The sequence below is a fragment of the Betaproteobacteria bacterium genome, from assembly GCA_016720925.1.
In the GTDB taxonomy this organism is placed as follows: Bacteria; Pseudomonadota; Gammaproteobacteria; order Burkholderiales; family Usitatibacteraceae; genus UKL13-2.
In genome coordinates, this window is record JADKJR010000001.1 from 527,868 (window position 1) to 543,261 (window position 15,394).

Here is a 15,394-nt window from a genome sequence, read left to right on the forward strand (position 1 = left end):
ATGGGATTCGGGCGACGAGTGCAATTAACGACTGAATTCCCACCATCGCCCGCAATACCTACTAGACTCAAGTTGCCCAAGTGCGCATGGACTCGGTCGCAAGATCAAGTTTCTTCAATAGCCTGCTAACGGGAGAACACGCAGGATAGTGCTCTATGAGAAGACTTCTCACTTTTGAATGCTCGCGAGATGCCGGCTCTTTTCTTCATCGGGCAGGCGACGCGTGATTGTTGCACCGCTTTCGTGATAATAGAGTTCGAAGAACTGATCCGACGGAAGCTCCTCGCCCTTGTATTCGCGCTGCACCCATTCGTCGAGTTCCGAGCGAACCGAGAGTTGAGACGAGTGTATACCACCTTGCGAGTGCTCGATATCACAAGAACGGACGTGATGAGTTTCCCAATCGCTGAATGCGCACTGACCGGCATTCTGGCTTTCGGGCGACGCTGAGGACCAACGAACGTTTGGTTGTAGCGGACCGTATTTCCGTGCGCCGCAGGTCTCCGCGGGACCGGCGCTTTGCTTTTGTCGGCTTCAATTTGCGCGATTTTTCCCGGACTGAAAAATGCGGGAACGGTGGGTGCGGACACACCTGCCCACGGTTCCTCAACAATGGGCGGCAACTGATTGAGCGCCGCGACAACCGGTCCCAGCGGAATACCCTTGCTTGGGTCTGCGATGAGAAAAAAACTGGCAGGCGCCGGGATAGTGCATACCGCCCCAATCTGACTTGATCACTGCGAATTCGTGTCCGCTCGACCCATGCCCTTCGCTTTTCCGCCAATTCAGCCGAAAATTCGTAGGGCTCGTCCGTAATCAGGTAGCGCTTGGACGCTCCGTCGTACCACACGCTTTGATGGTCCAGGCCCGGAATTGAATTTAATGAACTGCGTCCTGGAAGTGCGCGGAAAGCGCTCAGGACGGACTGAGTTGTGTGGCATCAACAAATTGGAGGGTGCGCGCTACTTGGCAGGCGGCATCGCGCGCATCAGACTGTGATCGCACCAAATATTTTCGGGCAAGATGGTCCGGACCCTCGAAACGAAGCCCAGTCAGGGACCGTTGGTTTGCAAGTTGGGCAGGCTTCAACAACTCATCCAGTGGTTTTGTGAGCAGGACTGTAAGCGTTTCGCGTCCATCCCCGCCAGCGGTGCGATCCCTCCAGTAGACGGAAATGAACACGCTGTAGCGGCTCTTTCCTGGTTTCGCATTTTCGAAGCCCCGTGTCGCGTGCCGAAAATTCTCATAACCGGCTTGCTTCGCTGCCACGTCCAGCGCCCTGACGTGCTGAATACTCTGTTCGCGTTTAATGGATTTTGCGAGGCGTTTAATACCGTCCAACGTCGTTGGACGAATTGATGCACTTGACATGACAGCTCTCCGGGTTCATTGCGAAACGTCACCCGTCTACCGCCTCTAGGAACCAGAAAGTTGCATGGTGTAGAAGAGGGTTTAACAAGCATGCTGTCAACAGCTTTGCAACGACGGGTGTCAGGCTCAGCCCGGAGCCGAGAAAATTATGGCACTAACCTAAACGGCCTGCAAGTGACTTGATGCGGAAAAGTATAGACGCCCGCATTTGGTGTCTTGAACCTGCTGATGGAAAGCACGAGGAACACACCCCTCTCGAAGCCATTGCCTGTCTGCCATGCCTAATTCTTCTAGGCACAGTTGCCTACCGGAAGTGCAACAATAGGCTCGCCGAGCTCGATCGCGCGCTCATAGACGTATTTGACTTCCAAGCCTCTATGGCCGGCGTGCCAAGAAAGGGAGAATGCCGCTCCCTATTCGTAGCAGATGCAACGTATTCGCTACCATTGAATCAAGCGGTACCACGTACACTTTCAACATCGACCAATTGCCAATCAAGGTTTGCAATGGGGTTATGGAATCGGCGTTTAACGGTCGGGAGCCAAGCGACACGAACCAGGACGCCGCGCCATGCGGTACTCACTTTTCCAAATTCAATTCTTCCATCAGACCTTCCACAGTGTTGGCCGACGGCAAGTTTCCGCGACGCGCTTCATTCATCGCATTGACAGTCACGGTATTCGGAATCAGCAGTTCGAAAGGCAACCTCTTTTCGCGGGCGATACGCGTCAGCAAGATGCGGAATGCGTCAGATGCGGTGAGCCCCATGGCAGCCAGCACGATGGTGGCTTCGGCCTTGATTTGCCCGTCGATCCGGGCTCGAACGACAACGCTTGCAGGCATAGTCTAATTCTCAAATTGTGAGCGATGGATTTTGGCCAGACAAGAAATAACAGGCAATAACCTTCTCGTACGTCAGCGTAGCAGCAATCGATCGCTGTCCACTCTATGCCACCGCACTCAGGACCTTGTTGGTGTTATCGCCACAAACTGCCTCAACCATTTGTGCGCCCCTTCAATATCCAAATGAAGGCTCGCATAGGACAGTTGCAGCAAATCTTCCGGGAGCGCCCAATCCCACTTTTCACGCTGAAGGTTCTTTGCATTGTGCAGGAGCTCGCCCGGAGTCGGAACAGGCCCATCGGCAAGGTCCGAAAGGTAATCCAGCATCGCATTGATGCGATCCGTGCCCACACCCGTTACCTCAATCGCCGGGCCGGAAGGATATGCCGTGTATCCGCCACGTTTGAGCATCATGATGACCGCCTCGTTCACTCTGTCACCCAGCCAAGTAAAAAGCAACACACCGCTCCCCTCTTTCAACAGGGATACGCGTGCAAGTCCCTTCCGCACGTAGGCTGCCCGCCCCTCGGCAATGAACCGGGCCGCGTTTGCATCCAGGAACGCGGGCATGGTTGACGCGCCATATAGCACCTTCATCCGCTGCCGCACGGCATCGTGAACAATCCCTCCCGATCCGCCAAACGGCGGCGCCTGACCGCCACGATGCCGAACCACGTAGATTGCCTTGCCTTCCTCATCCACCGACTCAATGCGCCAGTTCTTGCCGGCAAAGAGAATCAAGTCCTTGGGCTGAATGGCGATCGTGATCGGCAGGGATCCCAGCACGGTTGTGCCTGCAATGACGCGAAATTCCTCTTCTGTGGCGAATGCCGAATAGAAGGAATAGTGATTGACGAGTTTTTCACCGACTCGGCCATGAAGGAGTGCGCCAGAACTTTCCTGCTGGATCAACTCGCGCCGGCCAAACTCGCGCAGCAGGCATGTAAAATGTTCGGTGGATATATTCGTGAATGGCCCGTTCGTGCAAAGTGTGGCGTAGGAATCCTTTGCCGTGATCCCGCCGTGCTGCGCGATCAACGACAGCAGCTGCTGGGTCAATGTCGAGAGGTGCGCGCCAGACGCCACCGGCGGCTCAAACCAGTTGTCGAGCAACAGCGATACCATCGCCGCCATCTGGAAAGTACCCTCGCGAAGCTCGGCTAGGGCGCCCGATCGGGCATCCAGCTCGCGCTCGACGCAGTAGCCGCGCAGGATCGCCGGTTCTCCCTTTCGCCGTCCCGATCGACCCAGCCGCAGGCGTAAGCTCGCAACCGACGGAGGTGATCCGATCTGCGCGATGCTTTTGACCGCGCCAATATCGATGCCAAGTTCCAGCGTATTCGTACAGATGGCACTCGCCGACCGCTCTTTGGCCTTCAGCGCCGCTTCGGTATCCGTTCTGATTTCCTTGGAAAGGCTGCCATGGTGTGGCCAGAACTCGTTGGGCACATGGGCGTCTTCACACATCCTCCGCAACAAATACGTGTACTTCTCGACCTTGCCGCGACTGTTCGGGAATACCAGGTTGTTGGAGCCGCGTAATACACCAAACAACTGCGTTGCGATGGCCAGCTCGGTGGAAGTTCCGTCTTTGCTTTCCGACGTTTGCATTTCAGCCGATTCATCCTGGCTCGCGGCGATGGCGGTCGGTTGAATGACAACCGGCTCTTCATAGCCTTTGATTTGCAGCTTGAGTTCCCGCTCATCCGAGGTCGAATTGATGATGACCACAGCCGATCCGCCGCGCGGCCGCAGAAATTCCGCCGCCAGGACATATCACCGAGCGTGGCCGACAACCCGATGCGGCTAACGGTGCGGCCAATGGCGGTTTCAATCCGGTGCATGATCGACTGAAGCTGTTTGCCGCGTTCCGACCCAATGAACGCATGCAGTTCGTCAACCACGAAGTATCGAAGCCCGGCGAATTGCTGGGCGACCCGGAACCCGCGATTGCACAGGGTCGCTTCCAGCGACTCCGGTGTAATCAGCAAGATGCCGGTGGGATTCTTGGCAAACTTGGCTTTGACGGACGCGTTGATGTCGCCGTGCCAGGGCCACACGGGAATCTCCAGTAGTTCGCAAAGACGCTCCAGCCGGCCAAACTGGTCGTTGATGAGGGCTTTCAGCGGACTGATGTAGACGACCAGGCTGGCGTCATCATGCTTGCGAAGGAGATGGCTCAGGATCGGAAAGAATGCCGCCTCGGTTTTTCCGGCGGCGGTGGCCGCGGCGATGATGACATCACTTTTTGCATCAAGGATCGCCGGTATTGCTCGCTCCTGCGCGTCACGCAGCTCTTCCCAGCCCTCCATCCAGATCCACCGCTGGATGCGTTCGTCGAGGAGTTGGAACGACGTGGACTCAGCCATTACATTTTGAAGGACGCAAGGTCGTCGTCGCCGTCGACATTGGCATCATTTGCCGCACCGTTGTCTTTCACGACTTCAAGGTGACCGAGCAGGGTTTGCCAGTCGGAACCCGGGTTCTGCTCAAGGATCGCCAGCAGATTGACCCATGCGGTAATGGTGGTTCGTGGCGTGCGAAAGTAAGCTTCGCCGATTCGCTTCGCACAGTGCGCCATGAACGGGGCGATGGCGTCGTCCTGCACCAGATACTTCGCCGGATCGCCCAGCGCGTAGACGTTGCGTATCTTTTGCAGCAGTACATAGAAGTCTTCCGGGGCGAGACTGGAGAGCCGGATGACCGGGCCGCTGTGATCGATGAGGCCGTTCCGGGCAAAGGTGTTCTCGGCAAGCCGGCTCTGCAGCGCCGTGTAGCTGTATAAGCCGCGCTTGGTATCGAGCAGGAACTCGGGCGTTCCACCCATGATGACGCCGAGGCCCACCGCACTGCCCTGGAGTGAATCGTTCAAGATACGCAGGATCTGCTCGTAGTTGGACGCGCGCGCCTGGGTATTGGCCAGCTTGTAGATATTGACCAGTTCATCCAGGCAGACCAGCAGACCGCCATAGCCGGCCAGCCGCACAAACCGGGCGAAGAGTTTTAGCTGATCATAAAAGTTGGCGTCGTCGATGATCGTCCGCACGCCGAGTGCGCTCTTGGCGTCCGTCTTCGTCGTAAATTCGCCGCGCAGCCAGCGAATGGCATCCGCCTTGAGCCGTTCATCGGCGTTTTCGTACCCGCGGCAATAGGCGGATATGACGTCGGCGAAATCATAGCCATTGACCATCTCGGTCAGTTGGTCCAGCTTGCCGCGAATGACGGACTCCGTGGTCTGACCCGCCGCCGTCGCTTCGCTCTTCGCGTTGGTCACGAACTTCTCGACCACCCCGGCGATCGCCCCGCCATCCGGTTTGGTGCGGGTGGACAGATTTCGCATCAACTCCGCGTAGAGCGATCGTGCCTGACCGCCACTGGCATGCAATCGCCGGTCCGGATTGAGGTCGGCGCTGGCGGTGACGAGCTTCTTCTCCATCGCGATGGCGCGCACCAGGTTGAGAAAGAAGGTCTTGCCGGCGCCGTATTCGCCGATCACAAAGCGAATGCCGGACCCGCCGTCGGCCACGCGGGCAATGTCCGTCACCAGCGTTTCCACTTCGCGTGCCCGGCCGACCTGAATCAGGTGCTGTCCGGCACGCGGCACGACCCCCGCCCGCAGGGATTGGATCACGGCGTCACGGTCACGGGCGCGTATGGGTGTACTCATGGGTCTAGTTTGTCCAGAATCTCGGTGTTCGTTTCGATCGGATCGTCGCCCTGCGTGAGCGGCAGATCGTACTTGTCAAAGGCCGCTTCATTTACACGCTCAAGGGCGCCATCGAGCATGAGCTCCATGTCGGCGGCGACGTCTTCGAGTTCGCTGCGCGACCAATGGGGCCGTGAAATGATCATGTGCACGAACGCGGAATGAACCGAATCGAGTCCCATGACGGTTGTGGATTCGGTTATCTCGGCGTCAGTCTCTTCGGTTGAGGTGACTTTTGCAGCGGCATCCGCGATGACATGTGCGTCGTCGACGAAGATGTTGGAGAGCAGGGCCGATACGCGGTCGCTGTCGCGTTGCAGGGCGGCAATGCGCGCGGGGTCGAGGACATATGCGTCGCCCGGTGCGCGTGGCTGCTCTGATGCGGATGGTCCCGTCTCGGGGACGCCGGTCGCGGCCACATGGATATCGCTATAGAGCTGCTTCGACGGGAGTCCCAGGGCCGTGTAGATTTTTTCCAGCGTCTTCATCTCGGCCTGGCTTGCGACGCCGTCCAATTGGGCAATCGACGCGACAAATGTCGCAATGAGCGATCGGGCGGCGGTATCCAGCGGCTCCAGTTTCTTCTTCATGGTGGTCATCGGTACCGGTGCGACCATCAACAGCCGCAGATGCGCCTTGAGGCGCCGTTGCTGTGCCGGTGTCAGGTGCTGCCAGGCGTCGATTTGCTTGCTCAGATGCACGATCTCGGCCGAGGACAGGTCGCCATCGGCGAATGCCACGGCGGTCGCCAGCTGCAGCATCACGGCGGCGGCATTGAAGCCGCTGCCACTGCGGGACTGCGAATCGCCCGGTTGCATGGCAAACAGCACGATCTTGTCGCTGGCTTTGGGCAGCTTGGCGCCGTTGAGCACGTCGGGCTCGATGCCGATGTTCATCGATTCCAGGGCCCTGGAAAAGCCGAGCATTTTGTCGCGGGTCAAGTCGCCGCCGGCATTGAGCATGGTCGTCAGCTCGGCGAGCGGCATGACCACCAAACCCGCCCCCATCCTTTTCGATACCTTGTCGAGTACCTCGCGGGCGGACGGCGGCCATATCGAGGCGGGCAGCTGCAAAATCGCTTCCAGCGCCGTGGTCTTGTCGGGGTTCTTCCGGATGTAGCGACTATAAGAGTCGAGTTCCGTGCTGCACGCATCGACCACCGCCTGCAGCGTGCGGGTCACGGTCACCAACGACGTGACATCGGGAACATTGCCGAACTTGCGGGAAATTTCCCCGGCGCCGCGAAAGCCCGAGGAGGCAGGCTGGTAGACCAGTTTAAGCTTGGTGCGGTTGATGGGCAGTTTGATGCCTTCACCACACAATTCGCGATACTTGGCCGGAAACATGACTCGATATTGCTCGGCGCAACGTACCACCGGCGTGCGCTTACTGATGGTGGGATCATGATCCGCCCAGGCCAGGGCGATATGTGCCGGGACCGGCACCTTGTCGACGGCCGTTTGGCCGAGAGCCAGGCGCAGGTAAAAGGGAAGTTCATAGGAATGCGGCAGCGGGGGCACCGGGCCGAGATATAGGGGCGCGCCACTGGCGGGTACCGCGATCAATTCCAGGAATCGCGACAGGTAGTTCCTGACCGAGACGGATTTTTCTCCGTATAGGGAGAGCAATCGTTGTACTTCGGCGGCGATGAGTGGTATTTCAACCGATGCCGTGGGGTCTTTGGGCGCATCGATCACCACGCGCCGCTCCAGTCCGTAGAAGAACAAGAAGACATAGCCGACGTCGGCATGGGGGTCGCGCCTTCCCCCCGCGAGCCACTGGAGATAGGCGCGGCGCGCGGCGGGAGAGACTTCCGAATAACTGGGCCAATAGCCCATCTGCCGAAGGCTGGGGTCTTCGCGCGAGGTCGACACGCGCTTGGTGATGTCGATCAGGGCGGGATCGGTGTAGCCGCTGAGCGTGGGCAGGTTCTTACCGACATACAACATCCCGCCCGGCAATGAGAGGCCGGCTACTTCGATTAGCTCTCTGGCGGAATCCACCTTGCATCAACCGCCAGGCTTCGCGGGCGTTCGGGTATTCGGTATCCGGTCTCTCTGGCAAGATTCTCACCGGCGCCGGTTGGGCGCATTGGAACGGGACTCTCCGCGATGGGATTGGCGGGCTCGTTCGCAGTGAATGCATGGTAGACCTTGTAAGCGACATAGGCCGCCACGCAGAGGCCGAGCACAATCCAGACTTCTTTGGGCATTGCCGCGATGAGCACCACAACGGCGACTACGACGCCGCCAATGATCCCCAATGGATCGCTCTTCTTCTTGCCCATACGTCCATTGCGCCGTTAATTGCGGGAATGGGAGTCCAACGCCAAGGCGACTGCTCCCAACAAGTATCGGCTTCGTCATTGCCCGTGACACAGCTTTTAAACTGCGTTGCACGGGCGCCATTCCGATTGGCGTACAAAGAGCCGCTTTTGTGATCTATGGGGGAAGGATTGCACATTCATGCTCTGGGTGCAATCTTCCCATACTGCCTTAGCCTGACCAACAGCCTTCCACCAAGGGCATCAAGGTGGCCGCCTCGATGTGACAAGGGCGACCCAGTCTACTGAGCCCGGCCCAAGGCTGCATTTGAATATCGCCAAATGCCACTTGGCTTGCCATTAACTTCTCGAATTCGTCGCATTTCGAATGTGGGCCCGGTGCCGCCAGAATCATCCGCTATTTGGTGACTTATGCCCGTAATTCTGCGATCACATGCGTCAATAAATGACGCGGAGCGGAAGTGTCATGTTACGTCGCACGGCGAATTCGCCTTTCCATAATTTTGAATCTACAACGGGTCATTTCCTACCCGCATAGGTAGGTTTTTGACATTAACAATTGTGCTAAATTGATTTAACTAATTGCCATTCAGGTTAGGCCACGAACGACAATGACAGATGCGACCAGTCTTGAGGTGGGTACCTCCCCTTCGTTTGAACCTGGCATCGCGATATGCCTGTCGGGCGGCGGATTTCGTGCGACGCTCTTCAATCTAGGCTCGCTTTGGCGACTGAACGAATACGGACTTTTGCCGAAGCTCAAGATGATCACCAGTGTTTCAGGTGGTTCGATTGTGTCCGGTCTGTTGGGTCTGCGCTGGAAGAATCTCAGCTTTGACGCGGGCGGTTGCGCGACAAATTTTCAGTTGCATATCGCCGATCCCATTCAGGCGTTTTGCGCCCGGAAAATTGCAGTTCCCGCAGCCATCGGGGGCATCCTGAATCCGTTCAAAAGCATTGGCGATGAAATGTCCGAGGCCTATGAGTCGCTGTATGGCAAAGCGACACTACAGGACTTGCCTGACGGTCAGGCACCCCAATTCGTTCTTTACGCAACCAGCCTGCAAACGGGAAGAAGCGTTCGAATGGGAAGATCCTATCTCGCGGATTATCTGGTTGGCAAGTTGCCGCATCCGAACCTTTCTCTGGCGCGAGCGGTGGCCGCTTCGAGCGCATTTCCCCCGTGTTGTCTCCGCAGGTGATCAAGACCGACCCCAAGCTTTGGGTCACGACAGAGGGAGCAGCACTTACCGGTGACGAATGGCGGCGCGAACTGGTGCTGACCGACGGCGGTGTCTACGACAACATGGGCCTTGAGGCTATTTGGGACCGGTTCGATACGATCCTGATTTCAGATGCAGGCGCGCCATTCAAGTTTGACCCTGATCCACCAGGCGACTGGGTTCGTCAACCCGTTCGAGCGATGGACATCATGACTGATCAGTCCCGTGCCCTTAGAAAGCGTTGGCTGATCCGTGACTTCAAAGCCGGGAGAAGGGGGGCCTATTGGAGCATTAGTACCGAAATAGCGAAATACGCCTTGCCCGGCATGGTTCCGATTGCGGCCGACAGCGCGCTGACACAGGGCCTCGCCTCTATTCGGACACACCTAGACCCGTTCAGCCCAGACGAGCAGGGGCACTTGATCAACTGGGGTTACGCCTTGTGTGATGCCGCAATTCGATGCCATGTATCCGCAATTGGCACGACGGCGGGAACGTTGCCCTTTCCTGCGTTCGGCCTATAGCGATCGCAAGTTCGATCATTAGATTGGATTGATCTACTGTCGCCATTTTCAACGAACGACTGTCATTTCGCACCAGAGACTGACAGAAAGCTTCATATACGGAGGTACCTGTCGTGATTCCTAGCGCGGGTGGCTTACGTGGTAGAGAATCATGGCGCACGGAATGGCCGACAGGCCGAAAAAATACGCATAAGCATAGCGGGTTCTCGGAATCGAAAAGTAGACGAAGCGGAGACAGAAATCATCATGTATTACAACCCTAGCATTCCAGCACCGACGCGCAGACCGCTCAAAATATTTGCCGTCGACCCGATGCTGGGCAAGACATTCGGCAATCGCGCCAAGGTGGACATCGTCAACGAACCACTTCAGCCGGGTCCGATCGGGCATCGCATCGCAGTCATTGACTACGACGGAACGCGCAAGACATTCTACGAGCCCGTCAATCTCGATGACGCGGCCATCTTGATGCAAGGCGGGCTTGATCCGTCGGAGTCGGATCCGCGCTTTCATCAACAAATGGTTTATGCGGTAGCAATGAAGACGATCGAGAATTTTGCCCGCGCGCTTGGCCGATTGGTCAAACTCGGCACTAGCAAAAACCCGGTGCTCCGAATATTTCCCCACGCCTTCTACGGCGCAAATGCTTATTACTCGCGCAACTTAAACGCCGTACTGTTTGGGTACTTCCGGGCGGATGAATCTGATCCTGGAGAAAATCTGCCCGGGCAAGTCGTATACACATGTCTATCTCACGACGTTATTGCACATGAAGTAACGCACAAAGTCGTAGACAGACTGCGCCCCCTTTTCCTTGAGCCATCAAACCATGACGTACTCGCTTTTCACGAGGGCTTCTCGGACATCGTGGCGTTGTTTCAACATTTTTCGTTTCCGGAAGTCTTGCGAGAGCAGATAGCCAAGACCCGCAGTGATATCCGCTCGCCCACCACTCTCGTGGAGCTGGCCCGTCAATTTGGCTACGCTACCGGCTCAGGGAAATCCCTTCGCTCCGCTTTAGACCAACCTGCCGCTCGACTTTACGAGACGGTTGTGGAACCGCATGACCGGGGCTCGATACTTGTGGCTGCCGTATTCGATGGCTTCTATAAAACCTATCAGCGGCGAATCTACGACTTGATCCGCATTGCAACAGGTGGAAGCGGTGTCCTACCGTCCGGCGATTTGCATCCAGATCTCGTAAACCGGATTGCCATTGAGGCTTCAAAAACTGCGCAACGCGTTCTCGACATGTGCATCCGCGCGTTCGATTATCTGCCGCCGGTCGATATCACGTTCGGCGACTTCTTGCGCGGTTTGGTCACGGCAGACTATGAGCTGAATCCAGAGGATGACCTCGGCTTGCGCGGCGCGATGATTGAGGCTTTTCGACTGCGTGGGATTTATGCATCGGGCGTCGTGTCACTCGCCGAGGAATCGCTTCTGTGGGATACCCCCCGCGGTCGAATACCGGACTTGCCCCAGGACATCATGGATTTGTTACCTGAGTTATTCTTCTCGGCCGTACTCGACTTTGACCTGGACAGCAGGAGAGCGGGGGCTGAGTCGGAGTCGAGCTCGCTCTCTGGACGATATGGCGATCGCTACCAAAAGACGTCGAGCAGCATGCTCGATTCCGACGATGATGGCCAGATCGAAGTAAACGTAGGCGAGGAAATGGCAAAGCGTCTGAACCGATATGCCACGGAGAACGCTGCCGCCCTAGGACTCGAAAATTCACGAAAAATTGAAGTCCATGGTTTTCATCCCGTGTTCAGAGTGGCACCAAACGGGCGACTGGTCATTGAGCTTATCGCGCAGTTCGCTCAGGCCGACCGTAGTCTCAAGAACGAACTTGGCGGTTTGCCGTTTCGAGGGGGCGCGACGCTTGTTATCAACACAGACGGTGCTGTCAGATACGTTGTGCGCAAGCCAATGGCGTCAGATGTTGTGCCTGATGAATTTCGCAAACAAGGCCAACAGCGGCTCGCACAACAACGCGCCTTCGTCAGCAGTCATGATGCACGTGACCCGGGAATATCTTATATGACGACTGAAGAGCATAGCCAACGGATGTTGCGCCTAGCCAATCTAGCCCGTCTGCATGAGGAGTAACAATATGGCAAGCAAACAAAGCCTTGCGCGTCATGGCGGACGTCAACAGTCAGTCGCTCCCGCTAAAGCGGTAAAGATTGTAAAGAAACCCGCTAAGGCCCCTGCGGCGCCCGCGGCAAAAAGGAAACCGGCGGCACCAGGTCCAAAGACGCGCAAGGCAATTACCGTGCGTATGTACAACGTGGGCTTTGGCGACGCTTTCCTCGTTACCGTCCCGACGAGCGAAGGTGAGCGCAAAATTCTCTTCGACTGCGGCTCAATCGCGAAGGGCCCGAAAAGTATTGGCGATGTCTCGAAACAAATTATCGCCGATTGCACTGTCGATGGAAGCGGTCCGGCAATCGATGTGATTGTCGCGACTCACCGGCATAAGGACCACGTCTCAGGATTCGCCACCGCGGGTTGGGCTGAAGTTGCTGTTCAGGAGGTTTGGATGCCGTGGACGGAAGATGAGTCCGACAAAACAGCCAAAGAAATCCGTGATGCACAGAGCAAATTGACCGCATCGCTGGCACTTTCTTTCACTGGCAATAACCTTGCTCAGCTAGCGCTAGCCGCAGACGGACCGACCAACAACTTGGCCCTGGGGCCGACCTTGCTGCTCAATGCAATGAGCAATGCTAAGGCGATGGATCTCCTTCACCATGGATTCGTCGGCAATCCTCGGCGACGCTTTCTTCCAAAATTGGCAAAGCAAGATAGTGCCAATCTCTCGCTGGCAGGCGGGAAAAAAGCGCCGATTGTCGAACGATCTTTCGTCACCGACGTATTGCCCGGGGTCACGGTTCACGTGCTTGGTCCATCGCGCGACGAGAAGGTGATCAAGGAAATGGATCCGCCCAAGGGGAAGAGCTACATGCAACTGCAGGCGGAAAGAGCGATGTCCATCGAAGAGTTATGCCGACCGTTTGCGGAGGAATTCGAATTTCACGAAAACGAAATGACGTCTGCCTATATGGACCATATCAATTTGTCGGACCGGCGCGACATCGGTCGTGGCACCGACTATTCCGCCTTGGAAGTGGCGGTGGCCCTCGATTCGGCCGTCAACGGTACAAGCCTCATGCTCATGCTGGAAATTGGCGGCACCTATTTGTTGTTCCCAGGAGATGCGCAGTGGGGAACCTGGAATGCCGCAATGAACGACCCAGAATGGAGCGAGATGCTGAGCAAGACTAGTTTCTACAAAGTGGGCCATCACTGTAGCCACAACGCAACACCCAAGGCGTTCGTTGAGGATAGCATCGGTGACGCGATAACCGCGATGGCGTCAACAATGGAACGGTCAATTTGGCCGAGTATTCCCCGGGAACCATTGCTACGCGCATTCGCGCATAAGAACTGCAGGCTCGCGCGAAGCGACAAAGAAGATAAGGCTGATCCGAATACGTTTACCGTGGTCAAGAAGAACTATATAGAGACTCACATTCCGTTTTAGGGATACGCGAATCGCGAGAGTGAGGTATTGCCGTGGGCGGGTACTCACGATCCTCGTACGCTGATTCCTTTTATCTTGTGGTGAACGGCGAGTAAATCCACTGCGATCTAACTATTGACTGAAAGACATTCCATAGCGAAGCAAGGCGTCGATACAGTGAAAATATCCTGTTGATCTATACAGCTGGGGTGCCTACGCCAGCTTGGCGTGCAATGTACGTGCGGTTGCTAAGGGAGTTGAAATTGGGTGTGCCGGTCTATCACTGGGGAGATATCGATGAAGGCGGGTTCTGGATCGCAGCGTCGTTAGCCCATGACGCAAGCGGCGCTGGTCATAAAATCAAACCTTGGTTGATGTGGCCAGCAGACCTGCCACTCGCTCGCCGCACTATCGCCAAGCCCGGTACCATTGCCCGAATCAAGCATTTCGCTATGGCGGCGGGCTGGCAGGACTTGGGTGAAGCGATTGCCGCTGCCGGATTTACGGTCGAGCAAGAAGGTCTTGCAGAGTGACGAATGGTTACGTCCTTGCTCCAAGTCTAGCGAGGGTCCCGTACGCGGAATTATGGCGGCGTGTCCAGACTCAATTGCGCGGCATATTCAGTGCGGACGAGTTGTTTGGAATACCGAAGAGCAGGTTACCGAATAGCTCGAACGAAAAAGTTTAGCTTACGCACCAAAGTGTGGTGGAGGGGTCACGCTACCCCAATTGGTAGTGGTATTATTGTTTTTTCTGGAATGGTACTTGTGTCGTTCCTGGCCTCTTTGTGCCACGTTTCACGGAACGCGCAAGGCCGTGCGCTTTTCTTAAACCCGATACGATGTGGCGACGGGGAACAAGTAATTCACTATTCTTATTCGGTCGGCTATTGCAGGTATGAATGAGCCAACAAATGAAATGTCGGTTTCATATCCTGGCGGTTCAGGAAGTTGCTTGATTCAACAGCACTCGTGAATAAGGCGTCTGAGAGAGTGAATTCGCGTACGAGTTGTGAGATGCGTAAGTCATTGACGAGGTAAATGAAAATGTTGAAATATAGGAAATTTGCATTTGAAGCGACATATCCAGGACTTTCTGGCAGCGCAACCCGAAGGCGCGCTCGACGTATTTCTGTCTGCGCGTGCGTAGGTCGTTGTTTCAGCTCGGAGTGATTGTGCGGCGGATGCAGAAACCTACAAATGACTACGTGGTGATAGCTACGGACCAAGAGCTTGAAAGACTTGAAGCGGAAATAAAGGCGAAGCAGGTTGAGGTCAAGTACGACACTCGCGACTTTGTCGTGGACTACATTGTTGACAAGTATCGCGAAGACTTTTTCTACGTTCCCGCATACCAGAGAGAATTCATCTGGAAGCTCGATTTGCAGTCCGCGTTCATTGAGTCGCTCGTTCTGGGATTGCCCATCCCAATGTTGTTTCTTGCGGACATGGATGATGGAAGGTTAGAAATTGTTGATGGCGCTCAACGTGTACGCACATTAGAGTCCTTCACGAATGATGCCTTCTCGCTCTCTGGGTTGAAGGCAATTCCCTCGCTCAATGGCTTTCGTTTTTCTCAGATGCCAAAGGCCCAACAAAGGAAATTGCTAACAAAGGCGCTTAGATGCATTGTGTTGGAGGACTCAACGACTGAGCAGGTTCGACAAGATATTTTTCATCGTATTAACCGTCATGGCTCAAAGGTAAAAGCCGTTGAGGCTAGAAGGGGTAGCCTTCAGGGACCTTTCATTGCGTTTATCCAACAAATGGCGTCGCGCCCTCTTTTTAGGAAGCTCTGCCCAATTAGCGCTGCGCTTCTAGCAAGAAGGAGGACGAGGAACTTGTTACTCGGTTCTTCGCTATTCCGATTTGTACAAATCCTTCAAGCACGATGTTGATAACTTTGTTGGAG

11 protein-coding genes and 1 pseudogene are annotated in these 15,394 nt (G+C 55.9%); 6 read left to right on the forward strand and 6 right to left on the reverse strand.

Annotated features, from left to right (window positions below):
* Nucleotides 1-168: 168 nt before the first annotated feature.
* The 6 genes and pseudogenes from IPP88_02590 to IPP88_02615 all read right to left on the reverse strand — a co-directional run bounded on the left by IPP88_02590 (nt 169) and on the right by IPP88_02615 (nt 8,207).
* A complete protein-coding gene (locus IPP88_02590) occupies nt 169-372 on the reverse strand; it encodes a DUF5623 domain-containing protein (protein MBL0121645.1) in 204 nt (67 codons plus the stop codon).
* Between the two features lie 1,578 nt (nt 373-1,950).
* Nucleotides 1,951-2,214 carry a type II toxin-antitoxin system RelB/DinJ family antitoxin gene (locus IPP88_02595; protein MBL0121646.1) on the reverse strand — a complete coding sequence of 88 codons (264 nt, stop codon included), beginning with the start codon at nt 2,212-2,214 and terminating at the stop codon, nt 1,951-1,953.
* A 117-nt stretch (nt 2,215-2,331) separates the two neighbouring features.
* A pseudogene (locus tag IPP88_02600) lies at nt 2,332-4,583 on the reverse strand (DEAD/DEAH box helicase).
* Nucleotides 4,583-5,881: an ATP-binding protein gene (locus IPP88_02605; protein MBL0121647.1), complete on the reverse strand. Its 1,299-nt coding sequence runs from the start codon at nt 5,879-5,881 to the stop codon at nt 4,583-4,585. The pseudogene IPP88_02600 and the gene IPP88_02605 overlap by 1 nt, the downstream one beginning before the upstream one ends.
* On the reverse strand, nt 5,878-7,923 hold the full coding sequence (locus IPP88_02610) for a TerB N-terminal domain-containing protein (GenBank protein ID MBL0121648.1): 2,046 nt from the start codon (nt 7,921-7,923) through the stop codon (nt 5,878-5,880). Before IPP88_02610 ends, IPP88_02605 begins: the two co-directional genes overlap by 4 nt.
* On the reverse strand, nt 7,902-8,207 hold the full coding sequence (locus IPP88_02615) for a hypothetical protein (protein MBL0121649.1): 306 nt from the start codon (nt 8,205-8,207) through the stop codon (nt 7,902-7,904). The genes IPP88_02610 and IPP88_02615 overlap by 22 nt, the downstream gene beginning before the upstream one ends.
* Before the next feature lie 608 nt (nt 8,208-8,815).
* On the opposite strand from IPP88_02615, the gene IPP88_02620 reads away from it, so the two are divergent.
* The 6 genes from IPP88_02620 to IPP88_02645 all read left to right on the forward strand — a co-directional run bounded on the left by IPP88_02620 (nt 8,816) and on the right by IPP88_02645 (nt 15,380).
* Nucleotides 8,816-9,406 (forward strand): patatin-like phospholipase family protein, encoded by a 591-nt coding sequence (locus IPP88_02620; GenBank protein MBL0121650.1) that lies wholly within the window; start codon nt 8,816-8,818, stop codon nt 9,404-9,406.
* Nucleotides 9,388-9,951, forward strand: coding sequence for a hypothetical protein (locus tag IPP88_02625; GenBank protein MBL0121651.1), 564 nt, complete (start codon nt 9,388-9,390; stop codon nt 9,949-9,951). Before IPP88_02620 ends, IPP88_02625 begins: the two co-directional genes overlap by 19 nt.
* 246 nt (nt 9,952-10,197) lie before the next feature.
* A complete protein-coding gene (locus IPP88_02630; GenBank protein ID MBL0121652.1) occupies nt 10,198-12,066 on the forward strand; it encodes a hypothetical protein in 1,869 nt (622 codons plus the stop codon).
* A 181-nt stretch (nt 12,067-12,247) separates the two neighbouring features.
* Nucleotides 12,248-13,504, forward strand: a complete 1,257-nt coding sequence (locus IPP88_02635; GenBank protein MBL0121653.1) for a hypothetical protein — start codon at nt 12,248-12,250, stop codon at nt 13,502-13,504.
* Nucleotides 13,505-13,674: 170 nt separating this feature from the next.
* On the forward strand, nt 13,675-14,016 hold the full coding sequence (locus IPP88_02640; GenBank protein ID MBL0121654.1) for a DUF2399 domain-containing protein: 342 nt from the start codon (nt 13,675-13,677) through the stop codon (nt 14,014-14,016).
* Nucleotides 14,017-14,666: 650 nt separating this feature from the next.
* A complete protein-coding gene (locus IPP88_02645; protein ID MBL0121655.1) occupies nt 14,667-15,380 on the forward strand; it encodes a DUF262 domain-containing protein in 714 nt (237 codons plus the stop codon).
* The last annotated feature ends 14 nt before the right edge of the window (nt 15,381-15,394 follow it).

What these genes read in the sequence shown, in the direction of transcription:
- IPP88_02595 (MBL0121646.1), bottom strand. Translation starts at nt 2,214, where the DNA reads ATGCCTGCAAGCGTTGTCGTTCGAGCCCGGATCGACGGGCAAATCAAG.
- IPP88_02605 (MBL0121647.1), bottom strand. Translation starts at nt 5,881, where the DNA reads ATGAGTACACCCATACGCGCCCGTGACCGTGACGCCGTGATCCAATCC.
- IPP88_02615 (MBL0121649.1), bottom strand. Translation starts at nt 8,207, where the DNA reads ATGGGCAAGAAGAAGAGCGATCCATTGGGGATCATTGGCGGCGTCGTA.
- IPP88_02620 (MBL0121650.1), top strand. Translation starts at nt 8,816, where the DNA reads ATGACAGATGCGACCAGTCTTGAGGTGGGTACCTCCCCTTCGTTTGAA.
- IPP88_02630 (MBL0121652.1), top strand. Translation starts at nt 10,198, where the DNA reads ATGTATTACAACCCTAGCATTCCAGCACCGACGCGCAGACCGCTCAAA.
- IPP88_02645 (MBL0121655.1), top strand. Translation starts at nt 14,667, where the DNA reads ATGCAGAAACCTACAAATGACTACGTGGTGATAGCTACGGACCAAGAG.